A 20,237-nucleotide genomic window follows, 5' to 3' on the forward strand; every position below is an offset into this window, starting at 1 on the left:
GCGGCGTCGGGGGGTGACGCGGCAGTGCGGGGCGGTGCGGGTCAGACCTTGGCGGGCTGCTCGGGGGCGGTCTCCCGCTGCTCGGGCAGTTCGTCGGAGCCGCCGGCCGGGGCGTGGTCGTCCACCAGGGTCTTCTCGTCGAACGGCGCCCGGCCGGCCAGCACCTCGTTCACCCGGTCCTTGTCGATCTCCTTGGTCCAGTGGCCGACCAGCACGGTGGCGACCGCGTTGCCCGCGAAGTTGGTCAGCGCGCGGGCCTCGCTCATGAAGCGGTCGATGCCGACGATCAGGCCGACGCCGTCGACGAGTTCGGGGCGGTGCGACTGGAGTCCGCCGGCCAGGGTCGCCAGGCCGGCGCCGGTCACGCCCGCCGCACCCTTCGAGGCGATGATCATGAAGACCAGCAGCGAGATCTGCTCGCTCGCGCTCAGCGGGTCACCCATCGCGTTGGCGATGAAGAGCGAGGACATCGTGAGGTAGATCGCGGTGCCGTCGAGGTTGAAGGAGTAGCCGGTCGGCACGGTGATGCCGACGACGGGCTTGCTGACGCCCAGGTGCTCCATCTTCGCGATCAGCCGCGGCAGGGCCGACTCGGAGGAGGAGGTGGACAGGATGAGCAGGAACTCGCGGCCCAGGTACTTCAGCAGCGCGAACAGGTTTACCCCGGCGACCAGCCGCAGGATCGCGCCGAGCACCACGAAGACGAACAGCGCGCAGGTGACGTAGAAGCCGATCATGATGATCGCCAGCGACTTCAGGGCGTCGAGGCCGGTCTCGCCGACCACCGCGGCGATCGCGCCGAACGCGCCGACCGGGGCGGCCCACATGATCATGGCGAGGATGCGGAAGACGAGGCGCTGGATGTGGGTGATGCCGCGGATGATCGGCTCGCCGGCCGAGCCCATCGCCTGGAGCGCGAAGCCCGCGAGCAGCGCGACGAGGAGGGTCTGGAGGACCTCGCCCGCGGTGAAGGCGGAGACGATCGTGGTCGGGATGATGCCGAGCAGGAAGTCCACGGTGGACTCGCTCGCGCCGGACGCCTGTGCCTCGCCCGCGGCCCGCGCCTGCTCGGTGATGTGCAGGGTGGAGCCGGGCTCCAGGACGTTGCCGACCAGCAGGCCGATGGCGAGGGCCACGGTCGACATGACCAGGAAGTAGCCGAGCGCCAGACCGCCGACCGCGCCGACCTTGGCGGCCTTGCGGACCGAGCCGACGCCCAGGACGATCGTGCAGAAGATGATCGGCGAGATCATCATCTTGATCAGGTTCACGAATCCGGCGCCGATGGGCTTCAGCTCGACGGCCACCCCGGGGGCCGCGAAGCCCACCAGGATGCCGAGCGCCACGGCGGCGATCACGGCGATGTACAGGTAGTGGGTGCGGTCCCGTTGTTTGGCTGCCACAGCCATGGTGGGGCTCCTCGGCTCGGTGGGCTTGCGCCCCCGTCCCTGGGGGCTTCGGTGACTATCCACCGACCTGTGACCCCGGTCACCCTTGCGTTCATATCGTTCACAGTCGCTTTCCGGCCAACCGGGAGACCTCCGGGAGCCTCCGGCCGGGCCAGGCAGACTGTGGGGTATGCGTCTCCCCCGTACCCTCCCGCGCAGCCTGGCGGGTCAGCTCTTCGCCATGCAGGTCGTGCTCATCGCCGCGGTGGTGGCCGGGTGCGCCGTCTTCGCCTACGTGTCGGGCAGCGCGCAGGCCGAGGAGACGGCCGCCCGGCAGGTGCGGGTGGCGGCCCTCGCCGTGGCCGATTCCCCCTCCGTACGGGAGGCCATCCGTACCCCGGACCCGTCCGCCGTACTCCAGCCGTACGCGGAGCGGGTGCGCGAGGACACCGGGATCGCCTTCGTCACGATCATGGACACCGAGCGGGTGCGCTGGACGCATCCGGACACGACGCAGATCGGCGACACCTTCCTCGGGAACACCGCGAAGGCGCTGCGCGGGCAGACCTTCACCGAGACGTACACCGGCACGCTGGGCCCCTCGATACGGGTGGTCACCCCGATCCGCGACGACGGGCGGATCGTCGGCCTGGTCAGCGCGGGCATCACGGTGGACCGGGTCTCCTCGCAGGTACGGGAACAGCTCGGCGCCCTCGCGCTGGCGGCGGGCGGGGCGCTGGCCCTCGGCGGGATCGGTACGTACGTGGTCAACGCCCGGCTGCGGCGGCACACCCACGGGATGAACGCGGCCGAGCTCAGCCGGCTGCACGACTACCACCAGGCCACCCTGCACGCGGTGCGCGAGGGGCTGCTGATGCTGGACGGGCGGCGGCGGATCGCGCTGATCAACGACGCCGGGCGGGAGCTGCTGGGCCTGGGGGCGGACGCGGAGGCGGTCGGCCGTACGGTCGACGAGCTGGCGCTGCCCGCGCCGCTGACCGGGGCGCCGCTGGCGTCGGAGGCCCGGGTGGACGAGCTGCATCTGACGGCGGAGCGGGTGATCGTGGTCAACACCCGTCCGGTGGTGGGCGGTGAGCGGCGCGGCACGGTGGTGACCCTGCGCGACCACACCGAGCTCCAGGCGCTCTCCGGTGAGCTGGACTCCGAGCGCGGCTTCACGCAGGCGCTGCGCTCGCAGGCCCACGAGGCGGCGAACCGGCTGCACACCGTGGTGTCGCTGATCGAGCTGGGCCGGGTGGAGGAGGCGGTGGACTTCGCGACGGCGGAACTGGAACTGGCTCAGGTGCTGACCGACCGGGTGGTGGGGGCGGTGGAGGAGCCGGTGCTGGCGGCGCTGCTGCTGGGCAAGGCGGCCCAGGCGAAAGAGCGGGCCGTGGAGCTGGTGCTCGCGGAGGACAGCCTGATCGACGACGGGGCGCTGCCGCCCTCGCTGGCCCAGCGCGATCTGGTGACGATCCTCGGCAATCTGATCGACAACGCGGTGGAGGCCGCGTCGGAGGGCCCGGACGGTGCGGAGGAAACCGGGGCCGCGGTGCCCGCGCCCCGGGCGGCCGGGGCTCCGGCGGGGCGGGCCCGGGTCACGGTGACCGCGCTCGCGGACGAGCGGGAGCTGTTGCTGCGGGTCGCGGACACGGGCGCGGGCATCGGCCCGGAGGCGGCGGACGAGGTGTTCCGGCGGGGCTGGTCGACGCACGGGGCGGGGCGCGGGCTCGGCCTGGCGCTGGTCCGGCAGGCGGCGCACCGCAACGGAGGCACGGTGGAGCTGGACGCGGGTCCGGGCGGCGGCGCGCGGTTCACCGTACGGCTGCCGCTCGGGGACCGTACGGCGGCGGGGACCCGGGCGAAGGAGGTCACGGCATGATCAGAGTGCTGGTGGTGGAGGACGATCCGGTGGCCGCCGACGCCCACCAGATGTACGTGGAGCGGGTCGAGGGCTTCACGGTGACGGCGGTGGCGCACACCCGGGCTGCGGCGGTGCGGGCGCTGGAGCGGACGCCGGTGGATCTGCTGCTGCTCGACCTCTATCTGCCCGACGGGCACGGGCTCGGGCTGCTGCGTTCGCTGCGGGCCTCCGGCCACGGGGCGGATGTGATCGCGGTGACCTCGGCCCGGGATCTCGCGGTGGTGCGGGAAGGGGTGTCGCTCGGCGTCGTGCAGTACGTGCTGAAGCCGTTCACGTACCCCACGCTGCGCGACCGGCTGGTGCGGTACGCGGAGTTCCGGGGCGTCGCCGGGGAGGCGAGCGGCCAGGAGGAGGTGGACCGGGCGCTGGGCGCGCTGCGGGTCGCACATCCGGCCGCCCTGCCCAAAGGGCTCAGCGGTCCGACGCTGGAGGCGGTGACGCGGGTGCTGAAGGAGTCGCCCGAGGGGGTGACGGCGGCCGCCGCCGGCGAGCGTCTGGGGATCTCGCGGATCACCGCCCGGCGGTACCTGGAGCATCTGGTGACCGTCGGCAGTGCCGCGAGGCGTCCGCATTATGGGCAGGTCGGCCGACCGGAGCTGCACTACAGCTGGCTGGCGACAGGGCGCTGACCCGGTAGCGACCGGTCGGCGGGCAAGCGCTTGCTGGTCGGTTTCGGCACCCCGGCGGCCCTCGGCCGGGGCGGAAAAGAAAGCGCTGGTGGGGAGGGATTCGCGTACCGCCCGCCCGGTTCGTGGCTGGAGGTTCCTACGAAGCGTGTTCTGTGGGGAACGTACCGTAGCCAGGGCGGAAATGGACTTCTACGGTGGGCCCGTGCACCCCACCCCGCCATTCAACGCCCCCGCCGCGCGCCGTCTCCGCGAGGCTCTGGGGATGGCTCCCGGCCATGTCGCCTACGGGCTCGCCGCCCAGTACGGACTCCGGATCAGCGCAGAGACCGTCATCGCCTGGGAGCGCGGCATCGCGACCCCCGGGGAACGTGAGCTGACCGCCCTCGCCGGCGTCCTCTGGTGCGCCCCCGGCGAGCTGCTGGCGGCCGCCGCCACCCTGCGCGAACACCGTATGACCCGGGACCTGACCGTGGACGACCTGGCCCGGCAGCTGGGCATGACCGGCGCTTCGTACCAGCGGATGGAGGAGTCGGGGCGCTGGCGGGGCAACGAGAAACAGTCGTCGGCGCTGTGCCGGGCGCTGGGTCTGTCGGCGGCGCAGTTCCTGACGGCGACCGGGCGCGACGAGGAGCTGGCGGAGCTGCTGAGCAGCGCGGTCACCACACGCTGGCAGGCGTACGTCCGGCCGGTGGCCAAGATCGTGCCGCTGGACCGGGTGCTGATCCAGGACGTACTGGAACAACTGCACACCGACTACCAGGCGCTGATGGTCTCCACGCTGAGCTGGAGCAGCACGGGCCAGGAACGCTCCGGGTCGACGGGCGACGCGGGCCGGGCGTTCCTGTCCCGGGTGGTGGAGCAGTTCTGGCGGACCGCCGGAGTGTGACTCCGCACGGGCCGCCCGTGCGGCCCGTGCGGTTCGAAACGGCCAGGAGGCCCTGGACGGGGGCCTAGAAGACCGACTCGGCCTCGTACATCCGCTCGATGGGTACCCGCTTCAGCTGGGTGACGGCGTCGGCGAGCGGGACCATGGCGATGTCGTTGCCGCGCAGGGCGGTCATCCGGCCGAAGTCGCCGCGGTGCACGGCCTCCACGGCGTTCCAGCCGAAGCGGGTGGCGAGCACCCGGTCGTACGCGGTCGGCGTGCCGCCGCGCTGGACATGGCCGAGAATGACCGGCCGGGCCTCCTTGCCGAGGCGGGTCTCCAGCTCGATGGCGAGGCGGTTGCCGATGCCCTGGAAGCGCTCGTGACCGTACTGGTCGATCTCGCCCTTGGCGTACGGCATGGAGCCCTCGGCCGGGTGCGCACCCTCGGCGACGCAGATGACGGCGAACTTCTTGCCGCGCGCGAACCGTTCCTCGACCATCTTGACCAGGTCGTCGACCTCGAAGGGGCGCTCGGGCAGGCAGATGCCGTGGGCTCCGCCGGCCATCCCGGACTCCAGGGCGATCCAGCCCGCGTGCCGGCCCATCACCTCGACGACCATCACCCGCTGGTGGGACTCGGCGGTGGTCTTGAGACGGTCTATGGCCTCGGTCGCGACACCCACCGCCGTGTCGAACCCGAAGGTGCGGTCGGTGGCGGAGATGTCGTTGTCGATGGTCTTCGGGACGCCGACGACCGGCATGCCCGCGTCGGAGAGCATCCGGGCCGCGGTGAGCGTGCCCTCGCCGCCGATCGGGATGAGCGCGTCGATGCCGTAACGGCGGGCCAGCTCCTCGCAGTTCTCGGCGGCCTCGCGCAGCCGGTCGCGCTCCAGGCGGGCCGAGCCGAGGATGGTGCCGCCGCGGGCCAGGATGCCGCTGACCGCATTGAGGTCCAAGGGGCGGAAGTGGCCGTCGAGCAGCCCCTTGAAGCCGTCCTCGAAGCCGATGACCTCGTCGCCGTGGCCGACGACGGCCCGGTGGACGACCGACCGGATCACTGCGTTCAGGCCGGGGCAGTCGCCGCCCGCGGTGAGAATGCCGATGCGCATCGAGGTGTTTCTCCTGCTCGTTAGTGCCGCGCTTTCCGGGGAGCCGACCGAGGCGGCTCCCGTGCCCTGAACCTCCACGATTCTCCCACGCCCGGCATGGACCCGGCGCTTTCGGCCGGGCCGGGACCTCCGGCGGGCGGCATAGCGGCCCCCGCAGGTATCGTCAAGAGGCAATGCAGGCCAATGCCGCACCCGGTGACCCGCCGGGCGGGCACGGGGGCAGCACCGTACGTCCGGACGCCCCGCGGGTCGCGGCACCGAACATGGACGGGAGACCACGCGTGGCGCGCAGCGTGTACGTGACCGGGATCGACCGGGGGGACGGCCGTCAGGTCGTCGAGCTGGGAGTCATGGAGCTTCTGACGCGTCAGGTGGACCGGGTCGGCGTCTTCCGCCCGCTGGTCCATGACGGACCCGACCGGCTCTACGAGCTGCTGCGGGCCCGCTACCGGCTCTCCCAGAGCCCGGACTCCGTCTACGGCCTGGACTACCACGACGCCTCCACCGTGCAGGCGGAGGAGGGTACCGACGAGCTGGTCTCACGGCTCGTCGAGCGCTTCCATCAGGTGGCCCGGGAGTACGAGGTGGTCCTCGTCCTCGGCAGCGACTTCGCCGCCACCCAGCTCCCGGACGAGCTGGCGCTCAACGCCCGGCTGGCCAACGAGTTCGGCGCCTCGGTGATCGCGGTCGTCGGCGGCAAGGGGCAGACCGCGGAGTCCGTCCGCGCCGAGACCCGTAACGCCTACCGCGCCTACGCCGGCCTCGGCTGCGATGTGCTGGCGATGGTGGTCAACCGCGTCGCTCCCGAGGACCGGACGGTGATGGCGGAGCGGCTCGCGGCCCGGCTGCCCGTGCCCGTCTCCGTGCTGCCGGACGACCCGGCGCTCTCCGCCCCCACGGTCGCCCAGATCACCGCGGCGCTGGACGGCACCGTGCTGCTCGGCGACGACGCCGGCCTCGCACGGGACGCGCTGGACTTCGTCTTCGGCGGGGCGATGCTGCCGAATCTGCTGAACGCGCTGACGCCCGGCTGCATGGTCGTGACGCCCGGGGACCGGGCCGACCTGGTGGTGGGCTCGCTGGCCGCGCACAGCGCCGGCACCCCGCCCATCGCGGGCGTCCTGCTGACCCTGAACGAGCGCCCCGGCGAGGAGATACTCACGCTGGCCGCCCGGCTCGCACCGGGTACCCCGGTCGTCTCGGTGGCCGGCGGCTCCTTCCCCACGGCGACGGAACTCTTCACCCTCGAAGGCAAGTTGAACGCGGCGACGCCCCGTAAGGCGGAGACCGCGCTGGGCCTGTTCGAGCGGCACGTCGACACCGGCGCCCTCCTCGACCGGATCTCGGTGGCGCGCAGCGGACGGGTCACGCCGATGATGTTCGAGCACGAGCTGCTGGAGCAGGCCCGCTCCGACCGCAGGCGCGTGGTGCTGCCGGAGGGCGCCGAGGAGCGGGTGCTGCGCGCCGCCGACGTGCTGCTGCGCCGGGACGTCTGCGATCTGACGCTGCTCGGCGATGTGGACGTGATCCGCAAGAAGGCCGCCGACCTCGGCATCGACCTCGCGGACACCCAGCTGATCGACCCGCAGACCTCGGAGCTGCGCGGGGCCTTCGCCGAGCGGTACGCCGAACTGCGCGCGCACCGCGGGGTGACGGTGGAGCTGGCACACGACGTGGTGGCGGACGTGAACTACTTCGGCACGCTGATGGTGCAGGAGGGTCTCGCCGACGGGATGGTGTCCGGGTCGGTGCACTCCACGGCGGCCACGATCCGCCCGGCGTTCGAGATCATCAAGACGAAGAGGGCCGAGCGCAGCTCGTCAGACAGGGCGGCGGCGGGTGACGGGAGGGCCAAGCCGGACGCGTCGATCGTCTCCTCCGTCTTCTTCATGTGCCTGGCCGACAAGGTCCTCGTGTACGGCGACTGCGCGGTCAACCCGGACCCGAACGCCGAGCAGCTCGCGGACATCGCGGTGCAGTCGGCGGTGACGGCGGCCCGCTTCGGCGTGGAGCCCCGGATCGCGATGCTGTCGTACTCCACCGGGACCTCGGGCTCCGGCGCGGACGTCGACAAGGTGCGCGAGGCCACCGAGCGGCTGCGGGCGGAGCGGCCGGAGCTGCGGGTGGAGGGGCCGATCCAGTACGACGCGGCGGTCGAGCCGTCCGTCGCGGCGACGAAGCTGCCGGATTCGGAGGTGGCCGGGCAGGCCACCGTGCTGATCTTCCCGGACCTGAACACCGGCAACAACACCTACAAGGCCGTGCAGCGCTCGGCGGGCGCGGTGGCGGTCGGTCCGGTGCTCCAGGGTCTGCGCAAGCCGGTCAACGACCTGTCGCGCGGCGCGCTCGTCCAGGACATCGTCAACACCGTGGCGATCACGGCGATCCAGGCGCAGAGCGAGGAGCGCCCCGCATGACGACTTCCTCCATCCCCCAGCACGAAGGCACGGCCCCTGTGGAACCGCATCGCGTCCTCGTCCTCAACTCCGGCTCCTCGTCGGTGAAGTACCAGCTCCTCGACATGCGCGACCGCTCCCGGCTCGCCTCGGGCCTGGTCGAGCGGATCGGCGAGGAGACCTCGCGCCTGGTGCACACGCCGCTGACCGGCGGCGGCGCCGAGCCCCGTGAGCGTACGGGCCGGATCGCTGACCACGACGAGGCGCTCAAGGCGGCGGCCGAGGAGCTGGCGGCGGACGGCCTCGGCCTCGACTCCCCCGAACTCGCCGCGATCGGGCACCGGGTGGTGCACGGCGGGCTGAGGTTCAGCGCGCCGACCGTGATCACCGACGAGGTGCTGAAGGAGATCGAGCGCCTCGTGCCGGTCGCGCCGCTGCACAACCCGGCCAACATCACGGGTATCCGTACGGCGCGGGCGCTGCGGCCGGACCTGCCGCAGGTGGCGGTGTTCGACACGGCGTTCCACACGACGATGCCGGAGGCCGCCGCGCGGTACGCGATCGACGTGGAGACCGCCGACGCGCACCGCATCCGGCGCTACGGCTTCCACGGCACCTCGCACGCGTACGTCTCGCGGAAGACGGCCGAGCTGCTGGGGAAGACCCCCGAGGAGGTGAACGTCATCGTGCTGCACCTGGGCAACGGGGCGTCGGCCTCGGCGGTCGCGGGCGGGCGGTGCGTCGAGACCTCGATGGGGCTGACGCCTTTGGAAGGGCTCGTGATGGGTACCCGCTCCGGGGACATCGATCCGGCGGTCACCTTCCATCTGAAGCGGGTGGCGGGCATGTCGGCCGACGAGATCGACGTCCTGCTGAACAAGAGGAGCGGGCTGGTCGGTCTCTGCGGCGACAACGACATGCGGGTGATCCGCCGCCGGATCGACGAGGGCGACGAGCGGGCCGAGCTGGCCTTCGACATCTACATCCACCGGCTGAAGAAGTACATCGGCGCCTATACGGCGGTGCTCGGCCGGGTGGACGCGGTGGCGTTCACGGCGGGGGTCGGGGAGAACGCGGCTCCGGTGCGGGAAGCTGCCATCGCGGGCCTGGAGGAGCTGGGCATGGCGGTGGACGCCTCGCTCAACTCCGTACGGTCCGGTGAACCGCGGCTGATCTCGCCGGAGTACGCCCGGGTGGCGGTCGCCGTGGTGCCGACGGACGAGGAGCTGGAGATCGCCGACCAGACGTTCGCGCTCGTCGGGAGGCCGTAGTCCACGGTTCGGACAGGTCGACAACTGAGCGGCCCCGCGCCCCTTTGTATCTTCCACCAGACGGAATATTCCGCAGCGAAACAAACCGATAGGATCCGCCTCATGCGCCGTTCCAAAATCGTCTGCACCCTCGGTCCCGCCGTCGACTCCCATGAGCAGCTCGTCGCTCTGATCGAGGCCGGCATGAGCGTGGCCCGTTTCAACTTCAGTCACGGCACCCACGAGGAACACCAGGGCCGTTACGACCGTGTCCGCAAGGCGGCCGCCGAGACCGGCCGCGCGGTGGGCGTGCTCGCCGACCTCCAGGGCCCCAAGATCCGGCTGGCGAAGTTCGCCGAGGGCCCGGTCGAGCTGGTCCGCGGGGACGAGTTCACCATCACCTCCGAGGACGTCCCCGGCGACAAGTCGATCTGCGGCACGACCTACAAGGGTCTGCCCGGCGACGTCACCAAGGGCGACCCGATCCTGATCAACGACGGCAACGTCGAGCTGAAGGTCGTCGCGGTCGAGGGCCCCCGGGTCAGGACCATCGTCATCGAGGGCGGCGTCATCTCCGACCACAAGGGCATCAACCTGCCCGGCGCGGCGGTCAACGTCCCGGCCCTGTCCGAGAAGGACATCGAGGACCTGCGCTTCGCCCTGCGGATGGGCTGCGACCTGGTCGCCCTCTCCTTCGTCCGGGACGCCGACGACGTCAAGGACGTCCACAAGGTGATGGACGAGGAGGGCCGCCGGGTCCCCGTCATCGCCAAGGTGGAGAAGCCGCAGGCCGTCGAGCACATGGAGGGCGTCGTCGCGGCGTTCGACGGTGTGATGGTGGCCCGCGGCGACCTGGCCGTCGAGTACCCGCTGGAGAAGGTCCCGATGGTGCAGAAGCGCCTGGTGGAGCTCTGCCGGCGCAACGCCAAGCCGGTGATCGTGGCGACCCAGATGATGGAGTCGATGATCACCAACTCGCGGCCGACCCGCGCCGAGGCGTCCGACGTCGCCAACGCGATCCTGGACGGCGCGGACGCGGTCATGCTGTCCGCCGAGTCCTCGGTGGGCGCGTATCCGATCGAGACGGTCAAGACGATGTCGAAGATCGTCTGCGCCGCCGAGGAGGAGCTGCTCTCCAAGGGCCTCCAGCCGCTGGTCCACGGCAAGAAGCCCCGTACGCAGGGTGGTTCGGTGGCCCGCGCCGCCTGCGAGATCGCGGACTTCCTCGACGGCAAGGCCCTGGTCGCCTTCACCCAGTCCGGCGACACCGCCCGCCGCCTCTCCCGTTACCGCACGGCCCAGCCGATCCTGGCCTTCACCACGGACGAGAACACCCGCAACCAGCTCGCGCTGAGCTGGGGCGTCGAGTCGTACGTCGTCCCGCACGTGGACAACACCGACGCGATGGTCGACCTGGTCGACGCGGAGCTGCTGAAGCTGAACCGCTACAGCGACGGCGACACGATGGTCATCACCGCCGGCTCGCCCCCCGGCGTCCCCGGCACCACCAACATGGTCCGGGTGCACCACCTGGGCGGCGGCGAGCGCAACTGACCGGCACCCGCTCCACCGCATGACCGTGGGCCGTACTCCTGGTGAGGAGTACGGCCCACGGTGCTGTGCGGCTCCCGGACGGGTTCGGGGGGCGGGCGGCTGTCAGCCGTTGCCGCCTTCGAGGTAGTTCTGCAGTCCCGGAACGGTGAGCGTGCCGCCGAACTGGCCGGCCTGGACCACCTTCACCTTGGTGAAGAAGGCGAAAGGGACGTTCAGCGGCGGCGGGGTCTCCGGGCTGAAGGTGATCGGGATGAGGCCGAAGAGGTTGCCCTTCAGCTCCTCCGTGTACATCGTCACCTCGCCGTTGCGGATCGTCGACGTGGAGCCGGGCCGCGACTTCACGTGGCCGGTCGTGCCCGCGGGGCCGACGGTCAGCTGGTGCAGGTCCTTGATGTCGATGGAGCTGGCGGTGAACTTCAGCACCTTCTTGATGCTGCCGTCCGCCTTCTTCACCTCGACGATGCCGTGGTAGTCCAGGCCGTTGAGGGTGAGCAGCGTCGACTCCAGCGTCCACGGGTCGGACGGGAGCAGCGGGATGCCGGGCTCCAGCTCGGCCGCGGCGAGCGCGTCCGGGTCGGCCTCGGGGCACGGGAAGCGCGGCTTGGCGCCCTCCGGGATGTCCTCGTCCTTCTTGGGGTCGAGTCCCTTGACGTCCTCGTCGAGCTCCTCGACGTCCTTGCCGGCCTTCCCGGCCGCCTCGCGGATGGCGTCGGCCGTCTTGTCGGACGTCTCCTTCGCCTTGTCGGCCGCGCCCTCGACCGGGTCCTTCGCCTCGTCCTTCGGCTCGTCGGACGCCTTCGGGGCCTCGGCCGTCGGGCTCGGGGACGGGCTCGCCGGCTTCTCGTCCGCGGCCTTCTCCTCGGCCTCGTCGTCCTTCTCGTCCGGGCCGTCGAAGAGGTCCTTCAGCGCGTCGCCGAGCCCGAGCGGGTCCAGCGGGTTCTTCGACCTGGTGGGCGTCGGGGTCGCGGAGGGCGTCTCGGCGGGCTCCTCCGCCGCGGCCTGGGCCGACTTGTCCCCGGTGTCGGGCTTCGCGCCGTCCGCCGTGTCCTTGTCCGCGTCGGAGGCCGAACCGCTCGCCGAGGGCTTCGGGGTCGCGGTGTCGTCCGTGCCGGACGCGCCGTCCTTCTTGTCGTCCTTCGCCGTGGCCGACGGGGACGGGGTGGCCTTCGGCGACTCGCTCTCGCTCGGCTCGTCGGACCGGGTGACGCACGGTCCCGGCGCGAACGGGATGTCGGCGCGGTCGTCGGCCAGGGCGAGCTTGGGGGTCAGCCCCATGCCCACGAAGACCGCCGTCGGCATCGCCGCGAGCGCCAGCGCCTTCTTGCCGCTGGGCAGGTGAAGCTTGGCCAGGAGGGGCTTCTTGGGGGCCGCGTGACGGGGGCCCTTGCGCTCGCGGAAGTCGTCGCCGGGGTAGGTCCGCTGTCCTTCGTCACCCCGCACGATGCCTCCCGGCGTCGGCGTCGGCTGCCAGGTCGGCCCCGGCGGCCTGCTGCTGGGGCACGGCCGCGGCGTGGAGCGCGTCCTCGTACGGCAGGTCCTTCTCGAGCGACGTGCGCCGGGCGTCCTGCTCGTCGAGCGGGTCCTCGTCGCTCCTGGGTTCGCCGGGGGCCCAGGAAACGGACAGGGCCCCGCCGACGAGGGCGAAGACGAACCCGATCACGAAGCCGCCGATGTTGGCGACGGGTATGGAGATCAGCGCGAGCAGGATGGCCGCGACGCCGGCGAACACCCGGACGATGTGGTGGAACCACATCGTCAGACCCAGCGTGATCAGCAGAACCCCGATGATCAGGGACCCGGCGCCGGCGGTGGTGGACATCGTCAGCGTCATGTTGCCGAGATGCAGATCGGCGTACGGGAAGTAGGCGATGGGCGCACCGCCGAGGATGGTGAACAGACCCGCCCAGAACGGCCGGTCACCCCGCCAGGCGCGGAAGCGTCGCCGGGCGACGTGAAGGTGGTGCTCGTTCTGCCCTGTGGACTCGGGGCTCATGGAAAACAGCTCCCTGGAACCGGTACTGCCGTAAAAGGAGGAGGGGGGCGGCCGGAAAACCCGCCGAGGGGCGTTCCGGCCACCCGGGCGAGTGCTTAGAAGCACTCCTTGACGCCCGTGTGCAGCCGCAGCTTCAGGTCGCTGAGCTTGAAGGTGCCGGCCGTGGTCGCCCACGCCGTCTGCTTCACGTTGGTCAGCGTCGCCTTGTCGGCGCGCTGCGAGAAGCCTTCCTCCTTCGCCTGGGTGCCCGGCTGGATGCCGATGCTTCCCGGCTTGTTCGGCTTCTTCAGCGAGCCGGCCGCGACACCGATGTCGATGTTCTCGAACTCGGCGTCGGCGTCGAGCTGCGCGACGTCCAGGTAGAGGTTGGTCGCCTTGACCGGCTTCTTCGGGTTCGTACCGGCGTTCAGCATGAGGCTGACGTTGCCGATGAAGGGAACCTTCGGCGTGACCACCGACTGGCACATGTTGGTGATCGTGGCGTCGCTGAAGCCCGACACCGCGACCGCGTGCGCCGCTTCCTTGCCCTCAAGGTCCTTGCCGACGGCGACGCTGCCGTACTGGACGAAGTTCTCGCCCTCCAGCTTGTCGGTGCTGACCTTGAAGCTCTGCCCGGACACACTGAACGACGCCGCCAGCGCGCCCTGTGCGAGGCCGACGCCCACCGCCGCCGTGGCGACGACGCTCGGCACCATGACCAGAGCGAACCGCTTCCATCTCGTCCCACCGCGAACCTGGGAACTCATACTTGCTCCTTCTTCTCGGACGTACATCTCCGGCCGGGCATCGTGCCCGTCTGGGATGGGAGAAGTGCTACGTCCTCGGGGAAGGAGAGCGCCCGTATCGGAGACGTGTCCCGCATCCGATCCACCGGCGTTCACCCCCGAGCGACAACCACTGGCCGCGCGTTCAGCACAGCCGGTCGGACAGGCCCCGCCCGTGAGCGGGAACCCCCCTGTCCGCGGTCGGCGCCACTGCCGCCGACCCACCCGGTGGGGACCCAACAGACCCTCAGGCACCGGCTGGAGACCGGGCTGGAGGTATTGGACCGAGCGTGGCCGATCGTGGTGCATTCACGCCCGCGGCACAAGGGGGATCGTTACTGGCTAGTAACGGCCCGATAACCGCAGCACGACAGGGCGGCGTCGCGCGGCGACGCAGGGTGGCACGAAAGGGACATCGGAATGGCGGGAAACTTCATGGAAACGGGACAGAATCACCAGCCTGCTTTACTGCGAGTAACAGCTCGCATCTTTGTCAAGATTTGGTAAAGCGAGGGCGTTCCGCGCCGCCCTTTGGCGTCAGGACGGCAAAACGGCCGCACTGCCGGGGAGGCAGTGCGGCCGTCTTGTCACATCGGAACAATCGGGCTCGTCCGGAGCGGACGGCGGGCCGGTCTCAGAACAGGACGCGGGCCAGCGCGGTGCGCGCGGCCGTGACCCTGGGGTCCTCCGGGCCGATCACCTCGAACAGCTCCAGCAGCCGCAGCCGGGCGGCGTCACGGTCCTCGCCCGCGGTGCGGCGGACCGCCTCGACGAGCCGGCCGAAGGCGTCCTCGACATGGCCGCCGACCAGGTCCAGATCGGCCGCGGCGAGCTGGGCCTTCACATCGCCCGGGTTGTCCGCCGCCTCCTTGCGGACCGCGGCCGGGTCCATGCTCTGCACCCGGCCGAGCAGCTCCGCCTGGGCCAGACCGAGCTTGGCCTCCGGGTTGCCCGGGTCGTCCGCGAGGACGTTCTTGTACGCCTGGACCGCGCCGCCGAAGTCATTGGCGTCGAGAGCCGACGCGGCGGCCTCCAGCACGGCGTCGTACGGGCCGGCCGGCACCTCGGCCGGGGCCGCGCCCGGCGCCCCGGCGTCCGGGTCGACGACGATCCCGGTCAGCCCGAAGCGCTCCTCGCCGACCTGGATCAGCTGGTCCAGCGTCTCGCGGATCTGGGCCTCGGGGGCCGCGCCCTGGAAGAGCGGGAGGGCCTGTCCGGCGACAACGGCGAAAACGGCCGGAATGCCCTGGATGCCGAACTGCTGCATCAGCATCTGGTTGGCGTCGACATCGACCTTGGCCAGCAGGAAGCGGCCGTTGTACTCGACCGCCAGGCGCTCCAGCAGAGGGCCCAGCTGCTTGCACGGCTCGCACCACTCGGCCCAGAAGTCGATGACGACGGGGACCTCGGCGGAGCGCTGGAGGACATCGCGCTCGAAGCCGGCTTCATCGACGTCGATCACCAGGGCTGCGGGCGCGACGGCGCCGGTACCCCCGGTACGGGCGGCCTCCGCACGGGCCTGCTCCGCCTTGGCCTTGGCCTCACCGGCCGCCTTGACAGCGGCGAGGTCGACAACGCCGCTCATGGACATGTTCCTAGGCTGCATACGTACATCCTCCCCCCTGAGCACACCGTTCCGGAAAGCGAGTGCGAGAACCGGCCCGGTCCGAGCCCCCACCGGCGTGCGGGGGCGGACGGACCGGAGCGGTCAAGGGCCCCTGAAAGACCCGGGTTGGACCTTCCGGATCCCCATCCGGCCGGTCCGTGCGGCCCCGGGTCCCCACCCGGCGCCTGGGTCTCCATGAGACCCGGTGGCGGTCGCTCGTTCGTTCCGTGGCGTACGGGGGCGGGCCAGCCGCCTTCCTTACGCTACGACCCGTAGCGTAACTGCCGATCACCCTGCTGGAACAGGTGATCCCGGTGATCTGTCTCACGGGCACCGAGGCACAACGGTTTTCCCTACCGGCCGGTATGGTCGCCGCATCATGAGCGACAGCGACCCCAAAGCCACCCGAACAGGACGCCCGCGGAGCACCGCGGCCGATGCCGCGATCCTCGAAGCGACACGGGCGTCCCTGGTCGATCTCGGCTGGTCGAAGCTGACGATGGGCGATGTGGCCACCCGGGCCGGGGTCGCCAAGACGACCCTCTACCGCCGGTGGGCGGGCAAGAACGAACTGGTCGTGGACGCGGTCGCGGTCCTCTTCGACGAGCTGGAGCTGCCCGACCGGGGCAGCCTGGCCGCCGATGTGCAGGGCGTCGTGCTCCAGTTCGCCTCGCTGCTGGAGCGGCCGGAGGCCCGGACCGCGCTGATGGCGGTGGTCGCCGAGTCCACCCGCGACGACTCGCTGCGCCGGCGGATCCGCTCGGCGATCGTGGACCGGCAGAAGCGGCTGGTGCTGCTGGGCCGGGAACGCGCTCAGGCCCGCGGCGAGCTGCGGTACGAGGACGACGCCTCGACGGCCGCCCGCAACGCGGACCTGATCTTCGACGTGATCGCCGGCGCGGTGGTGCACCGCACCCTGGTGAGCGCGGAGCCGGTGGACGCCGAGTGGGCGCGCGGCTTCACCTCGCTGCTGCTGCTGGGGCTGGCGGGCGCCCAGGCGGGGTGAGACAGGGGTGTCGGGGGCTCTTCAGGTGTGGCGGGACGCCGCCTAGTCTCGGGGCTCCTTCCGACCAGAGGAGTCGCCCCGTGCGTACGCGCTTACTGGCCCCGCTCGTCCTCCTGTTGACCGGAGCACTGCTCTCCCCCACGTCGGCCACCGCCAAGCCGGAGCGGCCCGCACCGCCGGCCCCCGTCGCCGCAGGGCCGTCCGTGTCACCCGGCTGGACTCCGCCCCTGAGCACCCGCGGCCGTTACGTCGTGGACGCCGAGGGCCGCCGTTTCAAGCTCAAGTCCGGGAACTGGCACGGCTCCAGCGGCACCTGGAACGGCTCGGGCCCCGAGGACGACCCGGCGAACAACCACGCGGGCGAGGTGGGTCACCGGGCGCCCCTCGGGCTCGACCGGGTGCCGATGGACGAGATCATCGCCGATTTCGGGGAGTTGGGGCTCAACAGCGTCCGGCTGCCCTTCTCCAACCGGATGATCGACGACACCCGGCCGGTCTCCGGGCTGACCGCCAACCCGGAACTGAACGGCCTGCGTCCCCTGGAGGTCTTCGACCGGGCGGTCCGCGCGCTGACCGACGCCGGGTTCGCGGTCATCCTCAACAACCACAGCACGCAGACACGTTGGTGCTGCGGGGTGGACGGCAGCGAGCGCTGGAACAGCGGCCAGAGCACCGAGGAGTGGATCGAGGACTGGGTGCTGCTGGCGAAGCGCTACCGCTCCAACCCCCGTGTGGTCGGGGCCGATCTGCGCAACGAGGTCCGCCGTGACGTGTGGGACGACCCCAACTGGGGGCTCGGCGACGCGCACGACTGGGCCGCCGCCGCCCAGCGCGCGGGCGACCGCATCCTGAAGGACGCCGATCCGGACCTGCTCATCATGATCGAGGGCATCAACTGGGCCGGTATTCCGGTGGACGGCTTCTGGCGCGACCGCCCGCACCTCAAGCCGGTGGCGGAGCTGTCGCACACGCTGGTGCGCTCCCACAAGCTCGTCTACGCCGCCCACTACTACGGCTACACCGGCCCCCGGCACAGCGGCGCGACCGGGATCGGGGAGACCAGCGATCCGCGCTACCGCGATCTGAGCCGCGCGGAGCTGTTCGCCGAGATGCACCGCAGCTCCGCCTATGTGGCCGACACCCCCGACCGGCACTTCACAGCGCCCGTCTGGATCAGCGAGTTCGGCGTGGCGAAGGACGCGGACGCCACGGACCGTGCGTGGTTCGCCAACACCGTGGACTTCCTGGCCGAGCACGATCTCGACTTCGCCTACTGGCCCGTGGTCGGCTTCCACGACGGTGACCGGGGCAACCAATGGGGCCTGATCCGCTACGACGGGAACGGCGAGCGGCGCAGCGTCCTGGACCCCGACGACTGGCGCTCCACCGCCTGGCGGGCGCTGACCTCGGCGCCGGGGCGGCAGGGCGTGGTGGAGCCGGTGCGGACCTGGTCGATGCTGAAGGCCACCCATGCGGACGCCAACCGCTCCCTGCGGGCGGCGGCCGACTGGGACGGCGGGGCCCGGAAGCTGACCTGCCCGGACGACCAGCGTCTCATCGGCATCAGCCGGCGCGGGCAGGGCGGACTGTGCACCGATGCCGGGGTCGCCGGTCTCGGTGCTCCGGGGGCGCTGAGCAAGGTGACATCGGAGGCCGGCGTCACCACGGACTGGGCCCATGGCTTCACCAAGTACCAGTGCGCCACGGGCCAGTTCATGACCGGCTACAGCGTGCGCGGCGACCGGGTGTCGGCGGTGCTGTGCGCCCCGGCCCGGGTCGCGCTCGCGGGCGAGGGCCGCACCCTGTGGGACGACCGGGGCGACAGCCGCCCGGCCTCCGGCGAGGGCGGGGACTACGCGAAGGGGTACCACAAGGCCCAGTGCAGCGCCGACGAGTACGCGGCGGGCATCGCCTTCTCCACGGCGATCGGCCGCGGCGGCACCCCGGACGCGCTGTACTGCCGCCGTCTGCCCGGCTGAGCGGGCCGGTCCCCGGCCGGGGCGTTCCCGCGCCCCGGCCGGGTCCTCCTCAGAAGCCCGGCGGCTCCGTGTAGACGCCCCACTCGTCGCGCAGCACCCCGCAGATCTCGCCGAGCGTGGCCTCGGCCCGTACGGCGTCGAGCATCGGCGCGATCATGTTGGAGCCGTCGCGGGCGGCGACCAGCATCGCGTCCAGCGCGGCGGTGACCTTGGCGTCGTCGCGGGCGGCCTTGCGGTCGGCGAGCTGGCTGACCTGGTCGCGCTCGACCTCGTGGCTGACCCGCAGGATCTCCAGGTCGCCGGTGACCGAGCCGTGGTGGACGTTGACGCCGACGACCCGCTTGTCGCCCTTCTCCAGGGCCCGCTGGTACTGGAAGGCGGACTCGGCGATCTCGCCGGTGAACCAGCCGTCCTCGATGCCGCGCAGGATGCCGGAGGTGATCGGCCCGATGGGGTGCTGCCCGTCCGGGTGGGCCCGGGTGCCCCGCTCCCTGATCTGGTCGAAGATCTTCTCGGCCTCGGCCTCGATCCGGTCGGTGAGCTGCTCCACGTACCAGGAGCCGCCCAGCGGGTCGGCCACATTGGCGACGCCGGTCTCCTCCATCAGCACCTGCTGGGTGCGCAGGGCGATCTCGGCGGCCTGCTCGGAGGGGAGCGCGAGGGTCTCGTCGAGGGCGTTGGTGTGCAGCGAGTTCGTACCGCCGAGGACGGCGGAGAGCGCCTCCACGGCCGTCCGTACGACGTTGTTGTACGGCTGCTGCGCGGTGAGCGAGACCCCGGCGGTCTGGGTGTGGAAGCGCAGCCACTGGGCCTTGTCGGTCTTCGCGCCGTACGTCTCCTTCATCCAGCGGGCCCAGATGCGGCGGGCGGCGCGGAACTTGGCGATCTCCTCGAAGAAGTCCAGGTGCGCGTCGAAGAAGAAGGAGAGCCCGGGGGCGAAGGTGTCGACGTCCAGGCCGCGCGAGAGTCCCAGCTCCACATAGCCGAAGCCGTCGGCCAGCGTGTACGCCAGCTCCTGCGCGGCCGTCGCCCCGGCCTCGCGGATGTGGTACCCGGAGACGGAGAGCGGCTTGTAGGCGGGGATGGAGGCGGCGCAGTGCTCCATCAGGTCGCCGATGAGGCGCAGATGGGGCTCGGGCTGGAAGAGCCACTCCTTCTGCGCGATGTACTCCTTGAAGATGTCGGTCTGGAGCGTGCCGTTGAGCACCCCCGGGTCGACGCCCTGGCGCTCGGCGGCGACCAGGTACATGCAGAAGACGGGGACGGCCGGGCCGCTGATCGTCATCGAGGTGGTCACGTCGCCGAGCGGGATGTCCCCGAAGAGGACCTCCATGTCGGCGGCGGAGTCGATGGCGACCCCGCAGTGGCCGACCTCGCCGAGCGAGCGCGGGTCGTCGGAGTCGCGGCCCATCAGCGTCGGCATGTCGAAGGCGACGCTGAGTCCGCCGCCGCCCGCCGCGAGGATCATCTTGTAGCGCTCGTTGGTCTGCTGGGCGTTGCCGAAGCCGGCGAACTGGCGGATCGTCCACGTACGGCCCCGGTAGCCGGTGGGGTGCAGCCCGCGGGTGAAGGGGTATTCCCCGGGCCAGCCGATCCGCTCGAACCCCTCGTACGTGTCGCCGGGGCGTGGCCCGTACGCGGGCTCGACCGGATCCCCGGAGAGCGTGGTGAAGTCCGCGTCACGCTTGCGGGCCTTGTCGTAACGGGCCTGCCAGCGGAGGCGGCCTTCCTCGATCGCGTCAGCGTCCATACCCTCGAATTTACTAGGACGT

At 71.3% G+C, this 20,237-nt stretch carries 15 protein-coding genes; 8 read left to right on the plus strand and 7 right to left on the minus strand.

The features are described from left to right. Window positions 1–41: 41 nt before the first annotated feature. The gene (locus AC0VY3_RS27400; protein WP_103511496.1) at window positions 42–1,409 is read right to left on the minus strand and encodes a cation:dicarboxylate symporter family transporter; all 1,368 of its coding nucleotides are present in this window, start codon (window positions 1,407–1,409) and stop codon (window positions 42–44) included. A gap of 169 nt (window positions 1,410–1,578) precedes the next feature. Between AC0VY3_RS27400 and AC0VY3_RS27405 the strand changes: the two genes are divergently transcribed. The 3 genes from AC0VY3_RS27405 to AC0VY3_RS27415 all read left to right on the plus strand — a co-directional run bounded on the left by AC0VY3_RS27405 (window position 1,579) and on the right by AC0VY3_RS27415 (window position 4,827). After that, a complete protein-coding gene (locus tag AC0VY3_RS27405) occupies window positions 1,579–3,270 on the plus strand; it encodes a sensor histidine kinase (protein WP_475550834.1) in 1,692 nt (563 codons plus the stop codon). After that, window positions 3,267–3,941, plus strand: coding sequence for a response regulator (locus AC0VY3_RS27410; RefSeq protein ID WP_103511494.1), 675 nt, complete (start codon window positions 3,267–3,269; stop codon window positions 3,939–3,941). The genes AC0VY3_RS27405 and AC0VY3_RS27410 overlap by 4 nt, the downstream gene beginning before the upstream one ends. A 181-nt stretch (window positions 3,942–4,122) precedes the next feature. Beyond that, a complete protein-coding gene (locus tag AC0VY3_RS27415) occupies window positions 4,123–4,827 on the plus strand; it encodes a helix-turn-helix transcriptional regulator (RefSeq protein WP_181011033.1) in 705 nt (234 codons plus the stop codon). Window positions 4,828–4,891: 64 nt separating this feature from the next. Here AC0VY3_RS27415 and AC0VY3_RS27420 read toward each other — a convergent pair whose 3' ends face one another. Then, on the minus strand, window positions 4,892–5,917 hold the full coding sequence (locus AC0VY3_RS27420; protein ID WP_103511493.1) for an ATP-dependent 6-phosphofructokinase: 1,026 nt from the start codon (window positions 5,915–5,917) through the stop codon (window positions 4,892–4,894). Between the two features lie 281 nt (window positions 5,918–6,198). On the opposite strand from AC0VY3_RS27420, the gene pta reads away from it, so the two are divergent. From pta to pyk, 3 genes are all read left to right on the plus strand, one after another. Further along, entirely contained in the window at window positions 6,199–8,334 is a 2,136-nt protein-coding gene (gene pta / locus AC0VY3_RS27425) for a phosphate acetyltransferase (protein ID WP_475550835.1), read from the plus strand. Window positions 8,335–8,372: 38 nt separating this feature from the next. Beyond that, on the plus strand, window positions 8,373–9,584 hold the full coding sequence (locus AC0VY3_RS27430; RefSeq protein WP_475551741.1) for an acetate kinase: 1,212 nt from the start codon (window positions 8,373–8,375) through the stop codon (window positions 9,582–9,584). 102 nt (window positions 9,585–9,686) lie between these two features. Continuing rightward, complete coding sequence (gene pyk, locus AC0VY3_RS27435; protein WP_103511490.1) at window positions 9,687–11,117, plus strand: pyruvate kinase; 1,431 nt, start codon at window positions 9,687–9,689, stop codon at window positions 11,115–11,117. Between the two features lie 102 nt (window positions 11,118–11,219). Here the strand turns inward: pyk and AC0VY3_RS27440 are convergent, their stop codons facing one another. From AC0VY3_RS27440 to AC0VY3_RS27455, 4 genes are all read right to left on the minus strand, one after another. Further along, window positions 11,220–12,557: an RNA polymerase sigma factor gene (locus tag AC0VY3_RS27440; protein ID WP_475550836.1), complete on the minus strand. Its 1,338-nt coding sequence runs from the start codon at window positions 12,555–12,557 to the stop codon at window positions 11,220–11,222. Next, window positions 12,547–13,110: a DUF6114 domain-containing protein gene (locus tag AC0VY3_RS27445; protein WP_475550837.1), complete on the minus strand. Its 564-nt coding sequence runs from the start codon at window positions 13,108–13,110 to the stop codon at window positions 12,547–12,549. Before AC0VY3_RS27445 ends, AC0VY3_RS27440 begins: the two co-directional genes overlap by 11 nt. Window positions 13,111–13,205: 95 nt before the next feature. Then, on the minus strand, window positions 13,206–13,856 hold the full coding sequence (locus AC0VY3_RS27450) for a DUF6230 family protein (protein WP_030079216.1): 651 nt from the start codon (window positions 13,854–13,856) through the stop codon (window positions 13,206–13,208). A gap of 652 nt (window positions 13,857–14,508) precedes the next feature. Beyond that, entirely contained in the window at window positions 14,509–15,480 is a 972-nt protein-coding gene (locus AC0VY3_RS27455; RefSeq protein ID WP_181011032.1) for a tetratricopeptide repeat protein, read from the minus strand. Between the two features lie 379 nt (window positions 15,481–15,859). On the opposite strand from AC0VY3_RS27455, the gene AC0VY3_RS27460 reads away from it, so the two are divergent. Together AC0VY3_RS27460 and AC0VY3_RS27465 are read left to right on the plus strand one after the other, a co-directional pair. Next, a complete protein-coding gene (locus AC0VY3_RS27460) occupies window positions 15,860–16,486 on the plus strand; it encodes a TetR/AcrR family transcriptional regulator (protein ID WP_103511486.1) in 627 nt (208 codons plus the stop codon). Between the two features lie 80 nt (window positions 16,487–16,566). Next, complete coding sequence (locus AC0VY3_RS27465) at window positions 16,567–18,465, plus strand: glycoside hydrolase family 5 protein (RefSeq protein ID WP_475550838.1); 1,899 nt, start codon at window positions 16,567–16,569, stop codon at window positions 18,463–18,465. Window positions 18,466–18,514: 49 nt separating this feature from the next. Here AC0VY3_RS27465 and AC0VY3_RS27470 read toward each other — a convergent pair whose 3' ends face one another. Continuing rightward, on the minus strand, window positions 18,515–20,215 hold the full coding sequence (locus AC0VY3_RS27470) for an acyl-CoA mutase large subunit family protein (protein ID WP_475550839.1): 1,701 nt from the start codon (window positions 20,213–20,215) through the stop codon (window positions 18,515–18,517). Window positions 20,216–20,237: the final 22 nt, after the last annotated feature.

This window comes from Streptomyces sp. iso_384 (genome assembly GCF_056172905.1).

Excerpts from the sequence above, each read along its gene's own strand:
- AC0VY3_RS27400 (WP_103511496.1), bottom strand. The coding sequence starts at position 1,409 with ATGGCTGTGGCAGCCAAACAACGGGACCGCACCCACTACCTGTACATC.
- AC0VY3_RS27405 (WP_475550834.1), top strand. The coding sequence starts at position 1,579 with ATGCGTCTCCCCCGTACCCTCCCGCGCAGCCTGGCGGGTCAGCTCTTC.
- AC0VY3_RS27410 (WP_103511494.1), top strand. The coding sequence starts at position 3,267 with ATGATCAGAGTGCTGGTGGTGGAGGACGATCCGGTGGCCGCCGACGCC.
- AC0VY3_RS27415 (WP_181011033.1), top strand. The coding sequence starts at position 4,123 with ATGGACTTCTACGGTGGGCCCGTGCACCCCACCCCGCCATTCAACGCC.
- AC0VY3_RS27420 (WP_103511493.1), bottom strand. The coding sequence starts at position 5,917 with ATGCGCATCGGCATTCTCACCGCGGGCGGCGACTGCCCCGGCCTGAAC.
- pyk (WP_103511490.1), top strand. The coding sequence starts at position 9,687 with ATGCGCCGTTCCAAAATCGTCTGCACCCTCGGTCCCGCCGTCGACTCC.
- AC0VY3_RS27445 (WP_475550837.1), bottom strand. The coding sequence starts at position 13,110 with ATGAGCCCCGAGTCCACAGGGCAGAACGAGCACCACCTTCACGTCGCC.
- AC0VY3_RS27450 (WP_030079216.1), bottom strand. The coding sequence starts at position 13,856 with ATGAGTTCCCAGGTTCGCGGTGGGACGAGATGGAAGCGGTTCGCTCTG.
- AC0VY3_RS27455 (WP_181011032.1), bottom strand. The coding sequence starts at position 15,480 with ATGCAGCCTAGGAACATGTCCATGAGCGGCGTTGTCGACCTCGCCGCT.
- AC0VY3_RS27460 (WP_103511486.1), top strand. The coding sequence starts at position 15,860 with ATGAGCGACAGCGACCCCAAAGCCACCCGAACAGGACGCCCGCGGAGC.
- AC0VY3_RS27470 (WP_475550839.1), bottom strand. The coding sequence starts at position 20,215 with ATGGACGCTGACGCGATCGAGGAAGGCCGCCTCCGCTGGCAGGCCCGT.